General features: G+C 51.2%; 14 protein-coding genes and 5 pseudogenes. 7 read left to right on the top strand and 12 right to left on the bottom strand.

Annotation, left to right across the window (positions count from 1 at the left end):
• Positions 1-1,206: 1,206 nt before the first annotated feature.
• From ACFSOZ_RS38815 to ACFSOZ_RS38795, 7 genes and pseudogenes are all read right to left on the bottom strand, one after another.
• A complete protein-coding gene (locus ACFSOZ_RS38815; protein WP_379101725.1) occupies positions 1,207-1,353 on the bottom strand; it encodes a CbiQ family ECF transporter T component in 147 nt (48 codons plus the stop codon).
• Positions 1,354-3,208: 1,855 nt separating this feature from the next.
• A complete protein-coding gene (locus ACFSOZ_RS38810; protein WP_379101716.1) occupies positions 3,209-3,370 on the bottom strand; it encodes a hypothetical protein in 162 nt (53 codons plus the stop codon).
• Between the two features lie 1,007 nt (positions 3,371-4,377).
• Positions 4,378-4,482: a DNA-directed RNA polymerase subunit alpha C-terminal domain-containing protein gene (locus ACFSOZ_RS22880; protein WP_379101714.1), complete on the bottom strand. Its 105-nt coding sequence runs from the start codon at positions 4,480-4,482 to the stop codon at positions 4,378-4,380.
• Positions 4,483-5,378: 896 nt separating this feature from the next.
• Positions 5,379-5,817: pseudogene (rpsK, locus tag ACFSOZ_RS22875) on the bottom strand (30S ribosomal protein S11).
• A gap of 62 nt (positions 5,818-5,879) precedes the next feature.
• Positions 5,880-5,999: pseudogene (locus ACFSOZ_RS38805) on the bottom strand (30S ribosomal protein S13); the annotation flags it as partial.
• A 462-nt stretch (positions 6,000-6,461) separates the two neighbouring features.
• On the bottom strand, positions 6,462-6,566 hold the full coding sequence (locus ACFSOZ_RS38800) for a S1 domain-containing protein (RefSeq protein ID WP_465264469.1): 105 nt from the start codon (positions 6,564-6,566) through the stop codon (positions 6,462-6,464).
• A gap of 1,064 nt (positions 6,567-7,630) precedes the next feature.
• Positions 7,631-7,720: pseudogene (locus tag ACFSOZ_RS38795) on the bottom strand (hypothetical protein); the annotation flags it as partial.
• A gap of 1,612 nt (positions 7,721-9,332) precedes the next feature.
• Between ACFSOZ_RS38795 and ACFSOZ_RS22855 the strand changes: the two are divergent.
• The 3 genes from ACFSOZ_RS22855 to ACFSOZ_RS38785 all read left to right on the top strand — a co-directional run bounded on the left by ACFSOZ_RS22855 (position 9,333) and on the right by ACFSOZ_RS38785 (position 10,961).
• Positions 9,333-10,070, top strand: a complete 738-nt coding sequence (locus ACFSOZ_RS22855; protein WP_379101712.1) for a HipA domain-containing protein — start codon at positions 9,333-9,335, stop codon at positions 10,068-10,070.
• A 410-nt stretch (positions 10,071-10,480) separates the two neighbouring features.
• On the top strand, positions 10,481-10,816 hold the full coding sequence (locus ACFSOZ_RS38790; protein WP_342586850.1) for a toll/interleukin-1 receptor domain-containing protein: 336 nt from the start codon (positions 10,481-10,483) through the stop codon (positions 10,814-10,816).
• A complete protein-coding gene (locus ACFSOZ_RS38785; protein WP_465264470.1) occupies positions 10,740-10,961 on the top strand; it encodes a hypothetical protein in 222 nt (73 codons plus the stop codon). Before ACFSOZ_RS38790 ends, ACFSOZ_RS38785 begins: the two co-directional genes overlap by 77 nt.
• A gap of 776 nt (positions 10,962-11,737) precedes the next feature.
• Here ACFSOZ_RS38785 and ACFSOZ_RS22845 read toward each other — a convergent pair.
• The 4 genes and pseudogenes from ACFSOZ_RS22845 to ACFSOZ_RS22830 all read right to left on the bottom strand — a co-directional run bounded on the left by ACFSOZ_RS22845 (position 11,738) and on the right by ACFSOZ_RS22830 (position 15,539).
• Positions 11,738-13,195, bottom strand: a complete 1,458-nt coding sequence (locus ACFSOZ_RS22845) for an NAD-dependent succinate-semialdehyde dehydrogenase (RefSeq protein ID WP_378922012.1) — start codon at positions 13,193-13,195, stop codon at positions 11,738-11,740.
• Between the two features lie 177 nt (positions 13,196-13,372).
• Positions 13,373-13,553 (bottom strand): annotated as a pseudogene (locus ACFSOZ_RS22840) (transposase); the annotation flags it as partial.
• A gap of 311 nt (positions 13,554-13,864) precedes the next feature.
• Complete coding sequence (locus tag ACFSOZ_RS22835) at positions 13,865-14,896, bottom strand: IS110 family RNA-guided transposase (RefSeq protein ID WP_379101710.1); 1,032 nt, start codon at positions 14,894-14,896, stop codon at positions 13,865-13,867.
• 268 nt (positions 14,897-15,164) lie between these two features.
• Positions 15,165-15,539: a calcium-binding protein gene (locus ACFSOZ_RS22830; protein WP_245331022.1), complete on the bottom strand. Its 375-nt coding sequence runs from the start codon at positions 15,537-15,539 to the stop codon at positions 15,165-15,167.
• 481 nt (positions 15,540-16,020) lie between these two features.
• Between ACFSOZ_RS22830 and ACFSOZ_RS22825 the strand changes: the two are divergent.
• Positions 16,021-17,329: pseudogene (locus ACFSOZ_RS22825) on the top strand (IS5 family transposase); the annotation flags it as partial.
• 293 nt (positions 17,330-17,622) lie between these two features.
• Here ACFSOZ_RS22825 and hemN read toward each other — a convergent pair.
• Positions 17,623-18,972, bottom strand: a complete 1,350-nt coding sequence (gene hemN, locus ACFSOZ_RS22820) for an oxygen-independent coproporphyrinogen III oxidase (protein WP_095084250.1) — start codon at positions 18,970-18,972, stop codon at positions 17,623-17,625.
• Between the two features lie 156 nt (positions 18,973-19,128).
• Between hemN and ACFSOZ_RS22815 the strand changes: the two genes are divergently transcribed.
• From ACFSOZ_RS22815 to ccoN, 3 genes are all read left to right on the top strand, one after another.
• A complete protein-coding gene (locus tag ACFSOZ_RS22815) occupies positions 19,129-19,857 on the top strand; it encodes a Crp/Fnr family transcriptional regulator (protein ID WP_095082125.1) in 729 nt (242 codons plus the stop codon).
• A 131-nt stretch (positions 19,858-19,988) separates the two neighbouring features.
• Entirely contained in the window at positions 19,989-20,231 is a 243-nt protein-coding gene (locus ACFSOZ_RS22810; RefSeq protein WP_167392002.1) for a hypothetical protein, read from the top strand.
• Positions 20,232-20,538: 307 nt separating this feature from the next.
• On the top strand, positions 20,539-22,149 hold the full coding sequence (ccoN, locus tag ACFSOZ_RS22805; RefSeq protein WP_095082122.1) for a cytochrome-c oxidase, cbb3-type subunit I: 1,611 nt from the start codon (positions 20,539-20,541) through the stop codon (positions 22,147-22,149).
• Positions 22,150-22,155 lie beyond the last annotated feature (6 nt).

Below are 22,155 nucleotides of genomic sequence, written 5' to 3'. Positions count from 1 at the left end.
TGACGGTAGTAAAATTTATTCGTTTAATTTTATTATCCTGTTTTAAATGGATTTTCTCAGCGTTAATAATATTACATGATCACCCGTGTCAACGTGTGGTGTAAAATGTAGGTTTGTTTTTACCAGGTAAAATGGATGTATTCACTAGCAAGGCGACCTAAAGTTTGAACCTTTCAGCATCAACCACATTACCATTTACGCTTCAACTTCGTTAGCTTTTATGCCATAAAAGTCGTACGCATGTGTTTTCCCCTCCTCGTTTTATCTTTTCCATAGAAAACATCTATTGTTTATCTTAAAACACGATTTCCTTCCGGGGGCTAATCGTGGTTTAGAAAACAATACCATATTTATGATATTTTACTTGAGTTTCTAATTGGTCAAGCAATGTTTACACCAGGATTAGTTGTTATAGTTACCCCCACAAGTAAAGCCCATGACCTGGAGCCATCTTCCAGCAAAACTGACGAATTTTGTTTCGCTAAAATCTCTGGAATGCTATCAGGATCAAGCTTTCCTTGCCCTACGCTAAGTAAACGTACCAACAAATTCTGACCATATTATATAAAAATCCATTACCTACAAAACGAAAAAATATTTATCATCTTGTTCAAATTAAAATCGATTTCATAAAATTGTTCGCACTTTATCTTTTTTGTCAGTTTTTTTGCCGAACAAAAAGAAGTAAAATCATGCGTTCAATAAAATAAGGAAATTGCTTTTCTTTATAGAGTTGATTTTCGAGGCGGGTCATGAGATATTGATTACGTATAATTTCTCGGAAATACATCCCGCATGTCTATTGAATTAATAATACAACTAGATACGATATTCTTATTTTCTCAAACACCGTAACGTGCATGAAATTCTTCTGTTTTTTTCTCATACTTGCCTAATAACAATATCATCGGCAACTTTGTGTTTAAAGCATTACTCCATATGCCACTCTTCAGAGACAAGGGGTATCAAAGTGTATTACTTGTCCTTTTGCCATGAAACTGTAGAATCTGCTTCTAACAGATGCCTGAACACGAACAAGTTCTCCCTTATGCAATTTGCAATGCTTTTTCTATCCCTGTTGAACAGTACGATGGTTCGGCCTGAATTTGATAACCACAAAAATGCATGCCCATTCATATGCAACCGTACATTTTATTCTATCCATTTCTATATATCCATTACGATCGCACCATGCCAACAATACAGCTAAACAAAATAAGCTGACAATCGTTTACTGTATCGCTGTTTTCCAGCGTAGTTGCCTAAATTTAGTACGTCTTCACCACTTTGATATCCACGAGCTTCCATCGCAATGGCTAAGTCCTCTGCACGCTTAAAAGCACTGATAAACAGAAGGAACGAGCAGTGAAATAAATAGCTTTCATTCTATATTTATCGGTCCACCCGGCAAAATCAATACCCGTGAAGCTTGTGCTTTCATTATTTTACTCGTTTCATAATAAAAAACCATTAATGTCGGGATAAAACGAGAGAGAAAGTTGACATCCATTAATGCGCGATTTCATGAACAGGAAACTTTATACGACTTCAACGGCTTTTAATAACGTCTCCAAACCAGCTGTAATTTCAAATAGGTGCGGCGTAAACGTTAATAATGTACGTCATTAAAATAATAACGAAGGAATCGTACAGAAAGTATACCCCTTGCTCTAATCTTTTGTCAATATCGAAAACCAACAAGCTGAAGAGTACATACCCATCTTATTTGTAAAAAATATGCATGAAAAATGTAAAACAGAAAAATCCATAAAATTGGTTTTAAGCCCGAAGTACATAACGAATAGGAACTTTTGCAAAAAATAAAGCAATGAGTGCATATAAAATAAAAATCCATATGAAAATCGCAATTATGTGCTAAGAAAACAACAAATACATATAAAAGACAATCAGCAGCTTCGTTACGTGGATCACAGTTGAGAATAAGTGGAATTCCCCGGGATTATTCTCCAATAATTCACTGCTGACATGATTCATGACCACCTTTTCGTAAACACCTGCACAACTTCATGAGAAAGATCCTCTAAAGATTAAGGTAGCCTTTGGATATTGAAATACCAAATTTCTTCAATTGCACGTTTTATCACTTTTAATGACATAGGAAGATCCACACCAATTTTCTCTAGTTCATCAGCATGTTGGAAAATACTTCCTCTGCACTTTCCTTGCAAAAAGACCGTTCCTTTATGCATAACTACAATCTGCTCCGCATACTGAAGCAGCATCCTCCATATTATGCGTTACAAGGATGACTTTAAGACCCTTCTTTGTGCAGCTATACAAACATCTCCATAAGTTCCGTTCTGCCCTTTTGGATCAGTCCTGCTGTAGGTTCCCCATCTAGATACAAGCCACTTCAGGTTCATTGACAGTTACACCCCTATAGCAAAACGTCTCATTTGTCCACCACTTAATTCGAACGGAGAACGTAGTTAAACAGTTCTGGTTCTAGCCCTACAAAGTTCAATTTGCCTTTTCTAGCTTTGCCTTGCTGCGTCTACAGATACTCCAAAATTAGTTTAGGCCGAAAACAACAAATATCTTTCTCCACAGTCCTCATTCAAACAACTGATGTTACTGGAAATTGAAAGACAACCCACTACTTTTTTAGTAGTGGCTTTAGCTTTTTTTCTTCTTTCCTGCCGAAAAATCAAATGTTCACCCCCCCCCCCATTTGAACTGTACCATTTGTCGGCTGCAATAAACATTTAAATGTTGAATCATCGTCGACTTTCCTGAAACCAGTATGGAACCGATAATGGCATAATAGACCCCACTGGAAAACGTACACGCACATCATAAAGTGCGCGCTTTCAAATGGAGTTTTTTATATTGTATAACGATGTTATACTTTTTGGAAAGTAATCTCCAAGTTCGTTCACCCAGTTTCCATTGTAAGATGCGTATTTTGCAAGAGGAATTTCATTTCTTTTTAATAATTCTGCTATTTTCACCGAAAACGGTACATCTAAGCCAATTTCTTGGAGCATTGAGAGGATTTGAAAATTTTTTCTGGAGTCCCTCCTCTAATATTCTGCCTATTTAAAATAATGACACGAATCTGACTGTGCCGCTTCTTCTAAAATCGTGCGTAATTGATAACACGGTAATACCTTTTTTTTGAGTAAAAGTGTCTAAACCGTTTCCTACTACTTCACGTCTCCTTGAGGGTCTAACATGACAGTTTGCTTCATCTAATATTAAAATAGATGGTTGAAGTGCCTAAAACGCTGCTATTGCCACTCGCGCTTTTGCCCACCAGATAAGGGAATGGGCTCTCATTAAGAAAGCTTCCAATACGGACAAGTGCAAGGGCCTGTTCTAATCTTTCAATCATTTGTTCTCTTGGCATTCGAGATCTCCAGCCAATACCAACAGCCTCATCTTCCCACTGTCGTTTACAACAAATTGATTATCTGGATTTTGAAATACCATTCCAATTTGTTTTCGAACATACCATCATACCGTTTCCTCTGATAAGAACCATTGTATCATTTACTGTAATAGTCACCCTGCTTCTGGCAAAAACCACAACCATTCAATAATTTTGCAAGATGTAGACTTTCCTGAACCGTTTTGTCCAATAATAGATACCCATTTCCTCATAAAGAAAATGACACATCTTTTAATGCATAAGTGGCTGCCCCAGGATATGAAAATGTATATTTTCTATCCGAAGTTTCTCTTTTTTCATAGTGAAGGCACCACTTTCTTCGCCAAGTTAGCCTATTTTTATATTTAAAAAAAAGGGCCATGACCAGTTTCTGAAAAAGAACTTGTCCTGAGCCCTTTAATTGATCATTATACTAACTCGATAATTTACCATGGTGCTGCGTCGCCGCGAGTGGGACCAATTTTTTGCAATTACGAGTGTATCCGCCTGGCGCTCAGCATAGCGTGGCCCTCATCAGCGAATAGGTTTTTGAAGTGCATCTTGACCAGTCTCAGCGTTAGCTACTTCATTGCGAATGAAAGCTGCTGCTTGACGACGGAGCATGAAGGATCGCCGCGTTTACCTAAAAGGTGATCCAATTTTTTTCCACTACAGAACGAAGTTCTTTTGCGAGCGAGTTTCTGTCGTTTGGATTGCGCTCGTTGATAGTAAATCCACGTAGCTAAATCAAGTAACATAGCTTTACGTTGCGCAACTTTGTACGGCCTAATTTTCTGTATGCCATTCGTAGTTTCCTCCTTTGTTGATGGGTTTAATCCTCAGTAGTCTTTACGTCGTAAACCTAAACCTAATTCTCAAGTTTATGTAACTTCTTCTAAGGATTTACGCTAAGTTACGAACTATTCATCAATATCTATACTTGACTGTTTTGTTCAGAGCAACGCGCTCCTTGTACAGGTATTCAATTACCTGCACACGTTTAGGCAATTATAAGAAACGAAAGAAAGGTCTAGTTCGTCGATAGTCATACTCAAGAACTTTCTCTTTTTGATCTTCTTCCTTCTGACCACTAATCCTCAGCATTTGTGCTTCATCAGTTAAACCAACAAAGATATTTAAATGCCTCAGTAGATTTTGGCAACCCTAAAAGAGATAGCTCTTTTGGCCCGTGCTTCCATCCGCCATACATCAAGCGTCGTAAGTTATCATTAATTAGCCACTGTCCGACACGTGTCTTTTTTTTTTCCACTTGTAAGTCACACGTGATACGGCAGTTATAAATAGAATCAATAGGACATTACTCACTATTGTTGATCTTCGCTATTTTATTTTGCATCAGCTGGCGTATACCCACGGCCCACGCCTTTGCCAGTTAAACGCACGCGAAATCGATATTTTGACTGAAACGTTGCAATGTGTAAATCTGGATTTAAGTATTTCTGACATGTTCACTATCGTGAGTAATATCAGCAGCTGTGACAATACCTGTTCGCCCTGACAATCAATTTCCAACGTCTTCTTCTTCTTCAGAGTAGATTTTAAGTATGTAACTTTTTCAAGTTTAGATGATCGTGTAACGTCTTCTACTTACGCCCTCAAACTGTTGAAAAATTCATGTAATACGCCATCGATTTGGAGATAGCAAGTAGTAAACAGCGGCACCAGGGAGTGAGGATAAAAGATACGACGTAGGATGTTACCCAAAGTAGTACCATATCCACGCTCAAGCGGTTCAATTACGAAATTTACACATTTTAGCATCTTCGTTAAGTTCAACCGTGTTCGATTTTCGGTTTTCGGATTTCCATCATTAAACTAAACCCTCCCTCAAAAAAGTCGGATAAACCCCGGTTAAACAAAGGTATAACCCCTGTCTAACACGAAAGTCCCCCGAGGCAGTTACCCCGATTGTGCACAACAAAGCGATGTTTCTGTACGAAATTTCTCCGATAATGCATCATATCCATTATAGGACAAAAGGGGAAAATTCATGACAGAAAAAGTACACACGACGACGTTTTGGTGGACGACATCCATTATGAGGAACTGGAGAGTAACATCTCTACTTGCTGTTACTTCTAGACCTGCAGCTTGAAGAGCACGAATGGCAGCTTTCACGACCAGCACACAGGACTTTAAACAGTAACCGCCAAAGTTTTAAACCGTGTTCCATTGCAGGCTTAGCAGCAGTTTCAGCAGACATTTGCGCAGCGAAGGGAGTAGATTTACAGAGATCCACGGGAAACAAGTGGCACCAGCACTAGACCAAGAAGAAAAGTGCGTTACCAGTGATTCATCTGGAATTGTTACGATTGTGTTGTTTGAAAGTAGAACGAATATGGAGCTATACCAGCTTCAATATTCTTTTTCACACGTTTTTTACGAGTGTTTGTTTTACGTGCCATTGTTAGTTCAACCTCCTTTAACTTATTATTCTTTTTATTTGCTACTGTACGACGTGGGACCTTTACAGTGTACGAGCATTGTTTTTAGAGTTTGACACGAAACTGGTACAACCACGACGGTGACGAAGACCACGGTAAGAACCGACTCCATTAGGACGTTTGATGTTAAGAGATACTTCACGACGAAGGTCTCCTCAACTTCTTTAATTACGATCGATGATAATCACGGATACGTCCTAATCGTCTTCCGTTAAATCACGAACTCGTGTGTTTCTTCAGAAAATACCGGCTTCAGCAAGAATTTTTTCAGCAGTTATGTGCGACCAATGCGAATACGTAAGTTAAAGGAAAATAAACAACGCGTTGTCTCGAGGAATATCTACACCTGCGATTTACGTGCCATTACGAATGCACCTCCTTTGATTAACCCTCTTGTTTTTGTTTATGTTAGGGTTTTCACAAATTAACCATTTACTTTTCCACGTCCTCGAATAATTTACATTTTGCGCAGAATTGGTTTAACTGACCGGTCTTACTTTCATGTCTCGAACCCTCCTTAAAGATTTACGGAAGCTAGTGATATAGTATTAAAACGGTACGTAATACACGACCACGATTTTAAATCGTACGGAGATAATTCTACGTTAACTTTGTCGCCTGGTTAAAATACGAATGAGTTCAATACGGATTTTACCAGAAACGTGAGCCAATACGACATGCCCATTCTGGTCTAATTCTACTTTGAACATAGCATTGGGCAAACGTGTCAAGAACGGTCACCTTTCGACTTCACATTACCATCATCTTTAGCCATTCAATAGTTCTCCTTCTTCAAATCAGTACATTTTACACTGCTCTGAATCCGGAGAGCCCCACAGCTACTTTATAAAGTGGTAAGGATTTCGTATATCCTGCTTCTGTAAGAGCAAATCGTGTGCCTCAAAATGGGCACACCATTTACCATTTTACCGTGACCACTGGTCCTTCATCAGATAGTGGTTTTTCATATCGTCTTCTTGATTCACCATCGGCTCAAACACAGATGACCATTCCCGGCTTAATCTAGGGCCTCTATTTGGTGGACCATAGGGCTGGGATTTGAGGGTCCTCATGTAAGTCTTGCCCGATTTCGTGACCAAACATACTCCCTAACGATCGAAGAATCCATTTCTTCAGCATGGGTTTGAAACCGCATGTGAGATATTTGATAAATTCTCTCGCCTGTTTTCTTGTTCTAGACAAGATACAACGATTTTTTGTGACATCAAAGTAGCTTTGAACAGATTCAGAAAATGTTTCCACAACTGGATACGCCATGCAGAATCTCCATGGTACCCATGTATTTCGCACCAATACTCGATAATATGATATCGCCCTCTTTGAGCTTGCGCTTCCCTGGAATAGTGTACAAGTAAGCTCTTTCATTACAGAAGCAAATATGCTCCCCGGAAATCACGTTTTATCCTTAAAACGAGGCGTTTAGGCACCCAGTATTTTTGAATTCGCTCTTTCCGCTATTTGATCGAGCTCTTTCGTTGTTAATTCTGGAAGGTTAATGTGCTGTTTCAACTTCTTGATGAGTCAAAGCAGCATCCTGCCAGCTTCTCGCATTGATTTCTATCTCGCGAGAGTTTTGCAGATTATCATTACGCTAAGCCTTCCGGATGAGAACATCGATATCAAGCAAATACTTTATTGATATCTTGCCCACCATTTAATGCTTTGTAAGAACCAAGCTCTTCGTAGAAAATCAAGCAAAGTTTTGTTTGCTTAATATTACATCTAAACGATTTGCACAGTTTCACTTCCATTGTCATTCAGAGTCGTTGATATAATTCGCCACCCCACATTTATCGCACACATCAGCTTTTGCTGGTGGATTGAATTCTAAGTGGTAAGTCGCACCGGCCTGCTTTCAAATGCGACGGCTGTAAAGCGTTTAATAACAAACCCTGATCACCATTAATGTTTAAAACATAGTGATTTTTTGCCAAGATCTTTCATAATTTCTTCAAGAGCTGAATGCTTGTGCAACAGTTCCGTGGGGAAACCGTTTCTAGTAGAAACCTCTTACGCAGTCGTCTTGACTTAAAAACGTTCACGAAAACGATCCGATTGTAACTTCATCTGGAACAAGTGCACCTTTATCAATAAAAGATGTTGCTTATGTAGAACACCCATTTCAGTTCAGCCTTCATAGCTGACGGAACATGTCTCATGTTGAAATGTGAGGGATGTTATTACTTGGGCAACAATCGGTTCGCTTGTGTACCTTTACCAGCACAGGAAGCACCATTAAAATTAAAGTTCATCACTTGTTCCCCTCAGAGTACATGCGCATGTAGGAAGGACAATTTTCCCATCTACTCAATGCTGATAAACCCTTTGTAATGGCGTTTTACCAGTTGGACTTTCTAGCTGCTTCATTGTTTCTAAAGCAAACGCGGACAATGATTAACATACTTCGTTCCACCGATTCTGTGCAGATGGAGGGAAGATTCCCAATTTCGTAAAGATAACTGGTAAGATTGCAATCGCTGCCTAGGAAAATTGAATCCTACAAAAGGTAAACGATACAAGATTTTTGTTAGATATTGTTCCGTATCTTACCCGGACGAATACCTGAGAACATATCCACCTTGGTTGTTTAGCTTATCTGACATTTGCTCGATTAACCTGAACAAATGCATAGAAATAGTGAAGGCTACAATGGAGCCGCAACATATATGATTCCTTTCCCACTGGGTGAGAATAGTTAAAGTTTGCAATAAATCCACTGCGATAACATATGTTCGGGGAAGAACTGTGCAATAGTCGGAGGCTGGAAATAAGAATGAAACAGGCAAAAATTACTGGAATAACCCAGCACATTTTACCTTAAGCGGTAAATGTGTGTTTTGCTTTGTGCTCCAGCATAACCACCATTTCCTCCTGTTACACGCTTCGATATTGAATTGGGATCTTTCTAACCAGCCTGTGAATGAAAATAACACCCACAATAACTGCTAGCAACAGCTAGTAAAAATCAATGCAACTTTAACGATTACTCATGAACAATTGATCTCCGATATTTTGAAACCTGTTGCTGATACACTTGAGATATAACACTTGGATCGCTGCGGCAAAGACCGCCAAAGATAAGGATGGAAAATACCATTACCCTAACACTTTAGCTGTAATTGCATTGTTCACCTACTAGCTTAGAACCATCCACCCAATGATCAACTACCCCCCCCCCCCCCAAAAAAAAATCACAACCCCCATGCCGCTTCGTCTCTGTTCCATCGGATACCCCCCCGTACGTAACGACATATACCGTATTGCGAGTAAGCATAGCGGACCAGGACCAGATAGTGGCCCGCTTCGTTTCTACTGCCTGGCCGTCGCTATTTATAGTATCTATAAGGACGGGTTCACCATACAGGAAAGACTCGTGGATTTTGGCCACCAGTCCCCCTCCTCCCCCCCACCGGCCCCCCAACCCTCCACCTTGCGTGCAATAGTTGATGTAGGCGATGAGGCTTTCCGGGGCGCTGGGGTTCGACACGGCCGAAGTCTCTGTAGTGCCGATTGGCGGGATCGAGACCCTACTCGTGACCCGCTTCGACCGAGGCAGAGACCGACAGAACAGGATCGTGCGTCTTCATCAGGAGGATTTCGCGCAGGCCCTCGGTTTGCCGGTCTCGATGAAGTACGAAAGGCGTGGCAAGGCAGGCCGGCGCTTCGACGTTTCGGGCATCCGCAGGATACTTGAGGCGACGGTCGATCCCGCCCAGGCGAAGGAAACCTTCATCAGGGCCACGATATTTGATCTCCTGATAGGCAATAACGATGGACATGCAAAAAACTTCGCCCTGCTCTATGAACCTGGAGGCAGAATCCACTTTGCGCCGCGTTACGATATCTTGCCGACCAGGCTCGACGACACTCTGACCGACGAGCTCGCTTACAGGATCGGTGAGGCGGAAACGCTCGATGAAGTTACCCCAGAACAGCTTAATGCGTTTCTCCTGGCGCTGGGAATAGAAAGTGCTGCGGCACGCAAACGCATGCACCAGCGTTATCCGTCCGAGATTGCATTAGGCCTCGCGGACTGTCTCGGTGCTCTTGAAAAGCGTCAGGTGAAGAGTTTGGCGGACTTGATCGCTACCAACATGCGCATGCTTCTCGGTGCGATGCGGTTGGAAATACCCCAAGCGGCCAGGGACCGAGACGCGTTCATTGGCCTAGCTGGCGGATGGCTGATGAGTTGAATCTATCGATGGAGACATGCCTCCATGTCTGGCGGAACGCGAGGATTGTACCAACAACGACGGGTTACGTTTTCCGGGACTGGTATCAGATTATTCGACACGTATGCAGAAACTATGTCGGCGGAGAGTGATACCAAGTCGGCGTTGTCGTGCTGCTCGTCGGATGCAGTCATCGTGCTTTCATTTTCCATTAACGTCCCGTTTGTGCCGTTTGTGGGGCTATATTGCCGAGAGGGTTTTTGCAAGAACCGCGGTTTGGATGAACCCATTTGGCCCGCTTCGCGCCTATAATCGGCCGTTACCAAGTCTTTCTCTGACTTTCGAAAGCCGCCATTCATCGCAAACGGATCGAAGGCCTAAAAGGGCGGCAAGCGGCTCCTTGGCCGAGATGGTCGCGAGCCGGTTCGCCCGTGGCGTACACGCTTGCCGAGGTGCGGGCACTCACGCCGGTCCGCGACAGCGTCGAAAAGCGAGCGCCCCGGCCTGACCTTCGGGACGTCTTTCTCTGCCATGCGTGGGACGACCGGAGAGGGGCCGCCACGGAACTGCACGATCTGCTCGAGTTGCGCGGTGTCTCGGTCTGGTTCAGCGAGAAGGACGTCGCCCTCGGCACGCGGTTGCTCCGCGAAATCGACAAGGGCGACGAAGTCGCGAGTCGGGATCGTGCTGGTGACCCCTGCGCTGCTGCGCCGCCTCCAAGGAGAGGGCATCGCCGACAAAGAATTATCGGCACTCCTAGCGCGTGACCTGCTCGTCCCCATTGTGCACGACACGACGTACGAAGCTCTCCGCGAAGTCAGCCCCCTGCTCGGTTCGCGAAGCGGGCTGAGTACTGCAGAAAATCTGATGGCAGACGTCGCGGCCAAGCTCGCCGAGCTGGTCGCCCTGTAGCTCTATTACCGGGGTGGCCGGCCCCACGTCGCACAAGCGGTCCGGGCGCCGGCGTGGTGTCAGCCGCCGGGCCGCCGCGCCAGTGTACTTCTACCCCCATTGCTACGACCGCTGCTACCATTTCGACCCCGTTAACACGGGTTTGCATCGGGCGATCCGTTGCGCGTCTTGCCGGTGAAGCGCACGTTTGAGCGACTACTTCATCGATCCGAGCTCTTGGCGCGGATCTCCGCTATGGGTTCGTTCTGCGGCCCCTCTGTCGATGCCGAGAACGTGAAGAAAAATGAGGTTCGTTACAAGGGCGAAATGACGAAAAGGACTACTTGTACCACTGGTTCTTAATATAGTTGGTAGCATCGTCCGACAGATTGTGCATGCCGCTTCGTTGTTCATGGCGTCGACGACATATACGTATTGCGAGTATGCATAGCGGACCAGACGTGCGCCGCCGCATGGCTGGCCGTATAGGACGGGTTCACATACAGAAAGACTTGTGGATTTTGGCCCAGTTCCCAAGCTCTTTGAGCTTGGATGTTACCCCGTCGTAGTTCTGGCCGGGCTGATACAAATCGTACGAAATATGTTGGTTGTTTGCCAATCTGGCTTCCTGTTTCAGAGCCGGCCTTGCCTACCGCTAAGCTTTCTTATCACCAGTATGTGGTTATCACGTAACAGGTGAGTCTGCTTTTTCCGTTCAGCTCTACAAAGCCCCCGTCCCCTCGCGGCCGAAGACGAGCCCGGCTCCGACCCCTGTTTCGGCCGGCGCGTGCCCTGCTTCAAATTCCGCCCATACAGAGATATTTCATTTCGAGGTAGTCCTCGAGCCCATGGCGGGACCCCTCCCGCCCGATGCCGGATTGCTTCATTCCTCCGAAAGGAGCTGCTTCCGAGGACATTCGTCCTGTATTGATGCCCACCATGCCATATTCCAAAGCTTCGGCCACGCGCCACACGCGTTTCAGGTTGGAGGCATAAAAGTAGGCTGCGAGCCCGTAGATTGTGTCATTGGCCTCGCGGACAACCTGATCCGCATCTTGGAAGCGAATGATAGGTGCTAGGGGTCCGAAGGTCTCCTCCTGCGCCACTGTCATCGCGCGAGAAACCTCGGTGAGGACAGTCGGTTGAAAAAGTGTGCCTTCCATACCGACGCGATCGCCCCCGCATCGAACGATTCCGCCTTTCGCAACGGCATCGGCGATATGGGATTCGATCTTTGCCAGAGCGCGTTTGTCGATGAGCGGCCCAATGGACACCCCCGGATCGAAGCCGTCACCGACTGAAAGCTGGCAAACCTTTTCGGCGAGCTTTTCGACGAACTCATCGTGGACGCCGGATTGGACGTAAAGGCGATTTGCAGAAACGCAAGTCTGGCCGGCATTGCGGAATTTCGCCTGGATCGCACCGTCAACGGCAGCATCGATATCTGCATCGTCAAAGACGATGAAAGGCGCATTTCCGCCGAGCTCAAGGCTGACTTTCTTGATCTGGTCCGAGCATTGACGCATGAGGAGCCGGCCGACCTCGGTCGAGCCCGTGAAGCTGATCTTGCGGACCTTGGCGTTGGAGCAGAGTTCGCGGCCGATAGCGTCGCCTTCGGAAGCGTAGATAAGGTTGACCACGCCTTCGGGAAAACCGGCCAGCTGGGCCAGGGCGAACATAGCGCCTGCCACGAGTGGCGTCTGTTCAGCAGGTTTCAGCACGATTGTGCAGCCGGCGGCGAGAGCCGGCGAAATCTTGCGCGCAACCATGGAGGCGGGAAAATTCCATGGCGTGATCGTACCAACGACGCCGATCGGCTGCTTGATCACCAGCATGCGGCGGTCTGTTGATGGTGCAGAGATCGTTTCCCCGTAGATGCGATTGGCCTCTTCAGCGTACCATTGCAGATACGCAGCCGCATGGGTTACCTCCGACTTCGCTTCGGCGAGTGGCTTGCCCATCTCTGCGGTGAGAATGGCAGCGAGGTCGTCGGCGTGATCCACGATTAGTTGGTGCCAGCGCCAGAGTATATCGCTGCGCTCCCGGGCCGTCAGGGCTGCCCACCCAGGCTGTGCGCAATGGGCCTTGTCAATGGCGGCGCGCGTTTCTTCGACACCCATGTCGGGGAGTTCGGCCAGCAATTCGCCGGTCGATGGACTAGTGACCTCGAACGTCCGCGCGCTAACCGGCGTGCCCAATGCCGGCATACGGTCGATGCCAGCGAACAGCTCGCGAGACTTGAGGTAGCGGATCATCGGCTGAAAAATGGGCAAAAGGGGCTCTCCTCAACGCGATGGATATGTCTGCTGGCGGCGTGGATACGTATCTTCGCCTTCGCCCGTCGCATAGGACCTCGTGCGGATGGCAGTTAGACCTCCTCGACGGAAGGAAGTATCGGAAGTTGGCTCTCAGAGCATCTCTCCGAGCATCTTGATCGGTTGTACGCTCTTACGGTCGCCCGGCCCGATCAGACCAGCAATGTACAGCGGACACATCCGGCGCCGAGCTGGATGCGAAAGACCTGCCAAAAACGGTTGAAGCCAGTGCTCGAGATCGGCTTGCCAGTCCACATCCATTGATCGGCCCTCCACAAGCCGACCTCCCATGAATCACGCAAACTCTCTCTTGGGAATTCCAAAAACGCGCCCGCTGCTAAAAATCTGCCAAAGTAGTGCTTCTGTAATGGGCCTTCGTTCGTCAAGTCCCCTCTGAACGATATCTCGTCGCCAGGATCATGCTTCTGTCCGTGGTCAGCGCGAAGGCCGCCACACTATGCCATCAGATCCAGAGCTGACAGGTCAATCTAGGAAGCGTGGTTTGCCGAAGCATTCACAGCACTACACACGACCTTGCCAAGCCCTCGTCCCGGCGACGGGACCTCAGGAGAGCGGTGCCGTTTCGGCTCGCTCCGAACGCTCTATCTCCTATGCCATCGCTGCGGCCTTGCTCCAGCGGAAGTCGGTCGCATCCACCCACATGCGATGGAGCACGACGCCCAACTTGCGGGCAAGGGCCACCTTGGCGCGCTTCATGCCCCGACGTTTGGCCACGTCGAGCGCCCAGTGCTTCAGGCTCGAGAAGCGGATCGCCCGCGTCAGCATGACGTGCGCAGCTTCAAAGAGCGCAGTTCGCACCATGGCGTCGCCGACCTTGCTGACACCACCGTCCCGATCGGTCTCACCGGATTGATATTTTTTGGGCGTAAGCCCGAAGTAGGCTCCGACCGTACTGGATTTTCCAAACCGCATCGGGTCGTCCACCGCCGAGCGATAGGTCAGGGCGACCAAGGCCCCAACGCCAGGTGTGCTCATCAATCTGTGGCAGACCTTATCAGCGCGCGCGATCTTCAGCATCTCGCGATGGAGCTTGCTGAACTCGCACCACAACGCCATCCGCGCCGCCAGCATCGCACCAATCACCGTCTCCAAAGTGACGTGGCCTGCTGTCAGCTCCCGGATGCGCGTCTCAAACTTTCCACGACTGACCTCTCCGACCTTCAGCCCATAGCCGCGCAAGATCCCGCGGATGCTAAGTTCGACGTCGAGAAGCTTGCCTTGCAGAAGCTTGCGTCCAACAAGAAGGGCTCGGCTATCCTTGCAAGTCACCGATTTGGCATGAACCGGACGGTACCATCCCATCCTCAGCAGTTGGGCGATCCCGCGTGCATCTTTCCGGTCGGTCTTCACCGTCATAGCCGAGAGCGCCGCCTTCACGTGCCGCGTCTCGAGCAAAATCGCATCGCGTCCGGCGGCCACAAGCCCGGCATGCAGCCATTGCGACAATGGCCCGGCCTCGAGCCCAATGCGACTAACAGACAATTCCAGTTCGTCGAAATAGCGGACCAGCGCCTCCGGCTCGCTGGCGATCTTGACCTCGCGCATGATCGTTCCGGTCCCGTCAACAATGCACACGCTGCTCTCTTCCAGAGAGACATCGATTCCCGCATAATGTTCCATGGCTGTCCTCTCATGATGTTTGGAGCCGATCGCTCGGACTCCGTTTCAACACCTTCATTCTGAGGGACAGCCACCCAACCTGGCTATGCTCGCGAAGGCCGGCCCATTACGGCATCTAGCATCATCAAAAACAAAACAACTCCCCACCACGACACGCGGTCACCGCCGCGCCCACGGTCATACCTTCGCCGATTGTACCGGTTATCTGCTAATTGGTGGACTCTGCCCCTATGGGGATGTTTCGACCTATTCGGTTTCGAGCGCATTCTTATCGCTCGCACCCAACGCCGTCATGATCTCGATCGAGACCATTTGGGTCGGATGGGCCTACCGCGACCGGGCCTTGCACAACCGGGTTGTTCCCCTTGCCGCCAGCGCAGTCCAGATCGACGCTGCTGTTTGGAACCTGGCCGAGCGCGGCCGCAGGCGGCGCCACGCCGTGATACCGCTGGACAACCGTCGTCATGCGCTGGCCATCGCCTTCGATCTTGGTGTTGTTGCTGTTCGGATTGAACGGATCGACCGTTTGCAGCAACTCGTTCTGATTGAGCGAGTCGCCCGCTGCCAGCGTCACCGTCTCGTAGTTGTTCAAATAGTCGGCAGCACAGCCCGAAATAACAGAGGCGGCAACCGCGATCGACACTAAACCCCAACGCATTAAGGCATCCCCCGACACCGGTCCTTGACTATGGGATATTGGGTGGTTGTTGTCGAATCGACAGGGAGAACGGAAATACGCCTTTTGGAGGAATGCCTTTAGGTCGGCTGGTTGGCCAGCAGTTTGAGAACTCGTATCCGCGTCGAGTTCTCAACTTCGACCAAGCGCGCCATCAAGGTGCCTCAGGCTTAACGTCAAGGATGGGCAGGCTGCAATAACGATGTTTGCCCGCTTTCTCGTGTATCCAAGCCTTTAGCGGCCTGTCCGCAATCGGCCCAACTAGGCGACCTGTCCGGAAAGCGCCGCATTGTCGAACTCGGAAGGCTTTGATTCAATTAGGATTCTGCTACAGCTTTGCGTTTGATTTTGCCGAAAATCGTGGCTTTGAGCTGCGATTTCCGGCAAATTGAAAGCGTACCCGTACGCGTGATTCGACGGTTGATGCGAAGCTGCGAGGGAGCGAGCGATGCGGCCGAAGGAACGACGCGAAAGCGGACAGACCGACCTGTTGCGATCCCGGCTCGACCAGATCCTCAACATGGATCATGCGCTGGTGAAACTGGCCCGGTCGATCGACTGGCGTTTCCTCGAAGAACGGCTCGGCGCGGTCTATGACGACGACCCCGGCCGGCCGCCGCTGCCAACCGGGTTGATGGCGGGCCTGGCCATCCTCAAGTCGATGCACAACCTATCCGACTAGGCGCTGTGCGAGCGCTGGCTTGAGAACCCCTATTACCAGCTGTTCTGCGGCGAGGAGTTCTTCCAGCACCGCCTGCCCCTTCGACCGCAGCTCGCTGACGTCTGCGCATGGGCGAGGAGCGGCTGATGGCCTTGCTCCAGGAGAGCCTTGCGGCAGCGACGCGGCTGGGGGGCGGCCAAACCGGCCGACGTCCGTGCGGTGATCGTTGACACCACAGTGCAGGAGAAGGCCATCACCTTTCCGACCGACGCCAAGCTGATGCATCGGGCCCGCGAGTGGCTGGTGAAGTTGGCCAAAAAAGCGGCATCGGCCTGCGCCAGTCCTATGCGCGGGTCGGCAAGTTCGCGCTGATCAAGCATCAGCGTTATGCCCATGCCAAGCAGTCCAAGCGCGCAAACCGGGCGCTTAAGCGGCTGCGCACCATGCTCGGCGCGGTGATCCGCGACATTACCCGCAAGCTCGCCGGGCAGCCCGAACTGCCCAGGTCTTCGCCCTGCCGCTGGCTTGCCCGGCGCGTCAGGGACCAGCGGCAGCGCGAGCGCGGCCGCAAGGTCTATTCCCTGCACGCTCCCGAGGTGGAATGCATCGGCAAGGGTAGGCCCACAAGCCTATGAGTTCGGCGTCGAGGTCTCGGTCGCCACCACGCTGCAGCGCAACCGCGGCGGCCAGTTCGTCGGCCCATGTCAAGGCGCTGCCCGGCAATCGCTATGACGGCCACACACTGGCCACCGTCATTCCCGCCATCGAAACCGCTATCGGTGCCAATCTCGGCAAGATCGTCGCCGATGCCGGCTATCGCGGCCACAACGCGCCGAAGGACAAGATGTTCAAGGTCCATGTCGCCGGCTACCAGGGGCGGCATCACCAAGGCCATCAAGCGGGCACTGCGACGCCGGGCCGCTGTCGAACCGGTCATCGGCCATCTCAAGCAGGACCACCGCATGGGCCGCAACTTCCTGGCCTTCACCGAAGCGACGCCAACAACGCCATGCTCGCCGGCGTCGGCTACAACTTCAGCCTCTTGCTCAACTGGCTGAGGCTTTTGTTTGCCTACCTCTTGGCGCTGCTGCAACCGCTGCGGCGTCACCGGTCCAGCCACGATCAGCCTGACCTCCGCAGCTCAACCGGAATAGCCTCTGAAACGGGGCTCGCCTACAACGCCGGTGCCGAATGGCTTTCTTCACGGGCGACTGAGGAGCTTCGAAAGGAAGACACGACCCGGCGATATCGTCGCCCTATGCCAAAGACCCTCGCATCTAGTCCGTTCTCAAAACCCTATCTTGATGCGACGGTCGCCGATGGAGGGTCACAAACGTAGGGCAATCGGTTCGCGATCGATTGAAAACGATGACCGTTCGTCTGCGTTGCTCAGACTGCCACCGAGTGCCTGGCTGTACTACTTTCGAAATATTTGTCGAACTTGGCCGCGATGCTTCGCACGAAAGGGCGACTTGCGGCCGGCACAACGAATTTGTCGCCATCAAGTTCAAGCAATCGAACCGGACCGTGGAGGGCCATGGAACTCGACTGCTGAAGGAGCCTCTGGCCGGCTTCGCCGAAGCGTTCTACCAGATCGATCGCCGAGAAGGCGAAGTCGCACATCAGCCGCTCGATGATCCAGCCACGGACGCGATCGTCGTCGGAAAGCGCGATGCCGCGGACGGCGGCCAGCCCGCCATCCGCGACCATGCGTCCGTACTCGGCGGGCGAGGCCATGTTCTGGACGTAGCCCTGACGAAAACGGCCGATGGACGAAGGACCGAGACCGATCAATGTCTCGCAGCGATCCTCTGTATAGCCTTGGAAGTTACGATGCAGGGCCCCTGTGCGGGCAGCCACCGCCAGCGCATCGCCCGGTTTGGCGAAATGGTCGAGCCCGATTGCTTCGTATCCCTTGTCCACAATCGCTCGTGCGGCAAGTTGCGATTGTGCGAACCGCTCCGTGGGACCGGGGAGCCATGCCTCTTCGATCATCGTTTGATGCTTCTTGAACCAGGGCACGTGAGCGTAGCCGAAAAGCGCCATCCTGTCCGGTTCCAGGGTCAGCGCCTGCGCTACGGTGGAACAGACGCTCCCCCTGGTCTGGTGCGGCAAGCCGTAGAGCAGATCGAGATTGACCGATTCGACGCCACGTGAACGAACTCCGTCGACGACTGCCTTGGTCTGCAAAAAGCTTTGCTCGCGGTTGATCACCTTTTGCACTTTCGAATCGAAATCCTGCACGCCCAGGCTCGCCCGCGTCATGCCAATTTCGGCGAGTGCATCCAGGTGTGCTTCATCCATGTCATTGGGTTCGATTTCGACGCTGATTTTCGCGTCCGGGAGAAAATCGAAGCTGTCCCGTAGGCGAACCCCCAATGCGACTAGATCTTCGGGCTTCACCATCGTCGGCGAACCGCCACCGAAATGGACCGCTCGGACACGACCCTTGCCGCTGACAAGACCGGCAACCGTGGTGATCTCCCCATGCAGCGATCGCAGATAAGCGGCCACCGGCTCGTAATGACGCGTCTGCTTGGTATGGCACGCACAGAACCAGCACAGCTTGTCGCAATAGGGGATATGAAGATAGAGCGATATCTCGTCACCGCTTCCGAGCGCCTGCGACCAGACGCGGTAAACGGCAGCATCGACGCCCGCATGGAAATGCGGCGCGGTCGGATAACTGGTATAGCGCGGGACGTTCTCGCCAAGTCTGGCAGCTAATTCCGGTCGCATATCGCGGTCCACCGTGTTTGCATCGCGGGACCCTAGATGCATCGCTGAGCCAAAGCATTGATTTCGGTCAACCCTCGGCATGGACAAACTGCCGCAGGATTTCTCTCGCACCGATTGTTATCCTGCCGGCATTTGGGATCAATAAAAGCGAGCGTAATGACGGTACAGCAGGACATTCACAGTTCCGGTATTCCCGTCCTTTGCCTGTCTTGCGAGGCACGGCATCGCGGTGCCTGCGGTGCGCTCGACCCAGACCATTTGGTCGGGCTCGCCAAGACCTCGTGGCGTCACAAAATCGAGCCCGGGGTCAAACTGATCGGCGACGCCGAGGCCGTCGACAGCTATTCGAACGTGCTTTCAGGTGTGGTCAAGCTGACGAAAAGCCTTTCGGACGGTCGGCAGCAGATCGTCGGCCTCCAGTTCGCACCGGATTTTCTGGGACGGCCCTTCAAGGTGGAAAGCCCGATCAACGCGGAAGCGGCTACAGTTGTCTCCTTGTGCTCGTTTCCGAAGGCGGCGGTCGAGCGGATTATGAAGGAAGCACCGGAACTCGAGCATCGCCTATTCAAGCAGACGTTGATCGAACTCGACGCAGCCCGCGAATGGATGGTGACTGTGGGGCGCAGGACGGCACCAGAAAAGGTGGCGAGCTTTCTGCTCACGATCGCCCGGAATATCGATCGGACTGTTGATCCGGCGGCCAGGTCGGCGCGCTTCGATCTGCCGCTGACGCGTGTCGACATTGCTGACTTCCTGGCACTGAGGTTCGAGACCGTGAGCCGACAGCTGACGCGATTGCGGGCTGACGGCATAATCCGGATCGAGAACAATCGCCATGTGACGGTGGACAACATGAGCCGGCTGGAACAGCGCTGCGGCGGCTGAGGCGCGCGACAACCGCTCTTTCAATAAGACCTAAGTGACGGAACCTACGTCCGATACTCCGAGCCGCGGCGGGACATGCCTCTTCTTCGATCGCGATCTCCCGCCGCAAGCCTTTGAAGGAGCCGCGTAGCATGAACCCGACAGCTTCCGCATTGTCTATTGGGTCCATGGCCGATCGCCAGGAGTGTTTCGACCACTTCGTCGGCGAAGCATTGATCCTCGACATACTCGACGAGCAACCGGCTGGTGGAGGCAAGATCGACTCCGGCCGAGGTCAAGCACGCCTCATACGCCGGGAAAATGAACCGTCTCTTCGAACCTATAAACGTCACGGAGAAGTGAACGACCCGCGTTGCCTATGCCAAGACATTTGAGACGTTCGGAAAGGCATTGTTGACGCTTTCCAGCGCGCGTCGCAGAGCCTCAGTTTTCCCGATACGCCGCCTCTCATCACATCGTACGGAATCGCCTCCAAGCCGGGCCGGGGACGTCGGACTCTCTCACGAACAGGCGGCTCGTGCTGCGTTTTCTCAGTCAATCGCCACCTTCTGATTGCACCGAGCTCAATGCTGCCCAGTAAATTCGTGCGGCTTTGACCTGGATCATGGCGGGCACGCGGCGGCTCGGCAAGTAATGCACCGCGGATTTGGCGTCCGCGGGAATTCGAGATCGGGACTTGCGATGAAATTCGGCACAGAGATCGCCCTTTTGAGCCTGTTTGCTTTTGCCGCCCTTGTGGCCGCCGGCTTCGGCGTGGATGAAACTTTTCGCCAGCACATGTGGGTTTTGTTCTTCACCGTGGCTGGCTTCACCGTGATCCTGATGCGCAACACGGAGTTCAAGCCCGCCGCTCCGATCGACCCCACGGCCTACATGGACGGTCCGGTCCGCTATGGCGCCATCGCCACCATGTTTTGGGGTGTTGTCGGCATGCTGGTCGGCGTGGTCATCGCGCTGCAGCTCGCCTACCCCGATCTCAACATCCAGCCCTGGTTCAATTTCGGCCGTTTGCGGCCGCTGCATACGTCGGGCGTGGTCTTCGCTTTCGGCGGCAACGCGCTGCTTTGCACGTCTCTATATGTCGTACAGCGCACCTGCCGCGCGCGGCTGTTCGGCGGCGATCTCGCCTGGTTCGTGTTCTGGGGTTACCAGCTCTTCATCGTCATGGCGGCGACCGGCTATCTGCTCGGCATCACCGAGAGCCGCGAATACGCCGAACCCGAATGGTATGTGGACATCTGGCTGACCATCGTCTGGGTCGCCTATCTCGTCCTGTTCCTCGGCACGATCCTGAAGCGCAAGGAACCGCATATCTACGTCGCCAACTGGTTTTACCTGTCCTTCATCGTGACCATCGCGATGCTGCATGTGGTCAACAACCTGTCGATGCCGGCCTCCTTCCTGGGCTCCAAGAGCTATTCCGCGTTTTCCGGTGTCCAGGACGCGCTGACGCAATGGTGGTACGGCCACAACGCCGTCGGCTTCTTCCTCACGGCCGGCTTTCTTGGCATGATGTATTACTTCGTGCCGAAGCAGGCGAACCGTCCGGTCTATTCGTACCGGCTGTCGGTTATCCATTTCTGGGCGATCATCTTTCTCTATATCTGGGCCGGCCCGCATCACCTGCACTACACCGCCTTGCCCGACTGGGCGCAGACGCTCGGCATGGCGTTTTCGATCATGCTGTGGATGCCGTCGTGGGGCGGCATGATCAACGGCGTGATGACGCTCTCCGGCGCCTGGGACAAGCTCCGCACCGATCCGATCATCCGCATGATGCTGATGGCCGTCGCCTTCTACGGCATGTCGACCTTCGAAGGCCCGATGATGTCGATCAAGACCGTCAACTCGCTATCACACTATACCGACTGGACGATCGGCCATGTCCATTCCGGAGCGCTCGGTTGGGTGGGCATGATCTCGTTCGGTGCGATCTATTACATGGTGCCGAAGCTGTGGAACCGCGATCGACTGTATTCGCTGCGGCTCGTTACCTGGCATTTCTGGCTGGCGACGCTCGGGATCGTGGTCTACGCGGCGGTGATGTGGGTGTCCGGCATCATGCAGGGCCTGATGTGGCGCGAATACGACGAGCAGGGCTTCCTGGTCTACTCTTTCGCCGAAACCGTCGCCGCCATGCATCCCTACTATGTCATGCGAGCCATCGGCGGTGCGATGTATCTGTCCGGTGCCCTGATCATGGCATGGAATGTCGCCATGACCATTCGCGGTTACCAGCGCAAAGAACAGCCATTGCCGGGTTCCGTGCCCGCCCTCCAGCCCGGCGAATAAGGAGCC

This window comes from Mesorhizobium newzealandense (assembly GCF_042682145.1).
Classification (GTDB): Bacteria; Pseudomonadota; Alphaproteobacteria; order Rhizobiales; family Rhizobiaceae; genus Mesorhizobium; species Mesorhizobium newzealandense.
Note: the sequence above shows the minus strand (reverse complement) of the source record. Positions and strands in the feature narration are given on the sequence as shown.

Excerpts from the sequence above, each read along its gene's own strand:
- ACFSOZ_RS38810 (WP_379101716.1), bottom strand. The coding sequence starts at position 3,370 with ATGCCAAGAGAACAAATGATTGAAAGATTAGAACAGGCCCTTGCACTT.
- ACFSOZ_RS38800 (WP_465264469.1), bottom strand. The coding sequence starts at position 6,566 with ATGTTCAAAGTAGAATTAGACCAGAATGGGCATGTCGTATTGGCTCAC.
- ACFSOZ_RS22855 (WP_379101712.1), top strand. The coding sequence starts at position 9,333 with ATGAGGCTTTCCGGGGCGCTGGGGTTCGACACGGCCGAAGTCTCTGTA.
- ACFSOZ_RS22845 (WP_378922012.1), bottom strand. The coding sequence starts at position 13,195 with ATGATCCGCTACCTCAAGTCTCGCGAGCTGTTCGCTGGCATCGACCGT.
- ACFSOZ_RS22835 (WP_379101710.1), bottom strand. The coding sequence starts at position 14,896 with ATGGAACATTATGCGGGAATCGATGTCTCTCTGGAAGAGAGCAGCGTG.
- hemN (WP_095084250.1), bottom strand. The coding sequence starts at position 18,972 with ATGCGACCGGAATTAGCTGCCAGACTTGGCGAGAACGTCCCGCGCTAT.
- ACFSOZ_RS22815 (WP_095082125.1), top strand. The coding sequence starts at position 19,129 with ATGACGGTACAGCAGGACATTCACAGTTCCGGTATTCCCGTCCTTTGC.
- ACFSOZ_RS22810 (WP_167392002.1), top strand. The coding sequence starts at position 19,989 with ATGAACCCGACAGCTTCCGCATTGTCTATTGGGTCCATGGCCGATCGC.
- ccoN (WP_095082122.1), top strand. The coding sequence starts at position 20,539 with ATGAAATTCGGCACAGAGATCGCCCTTTTGAGCCTGTTTGCTTTTGCC.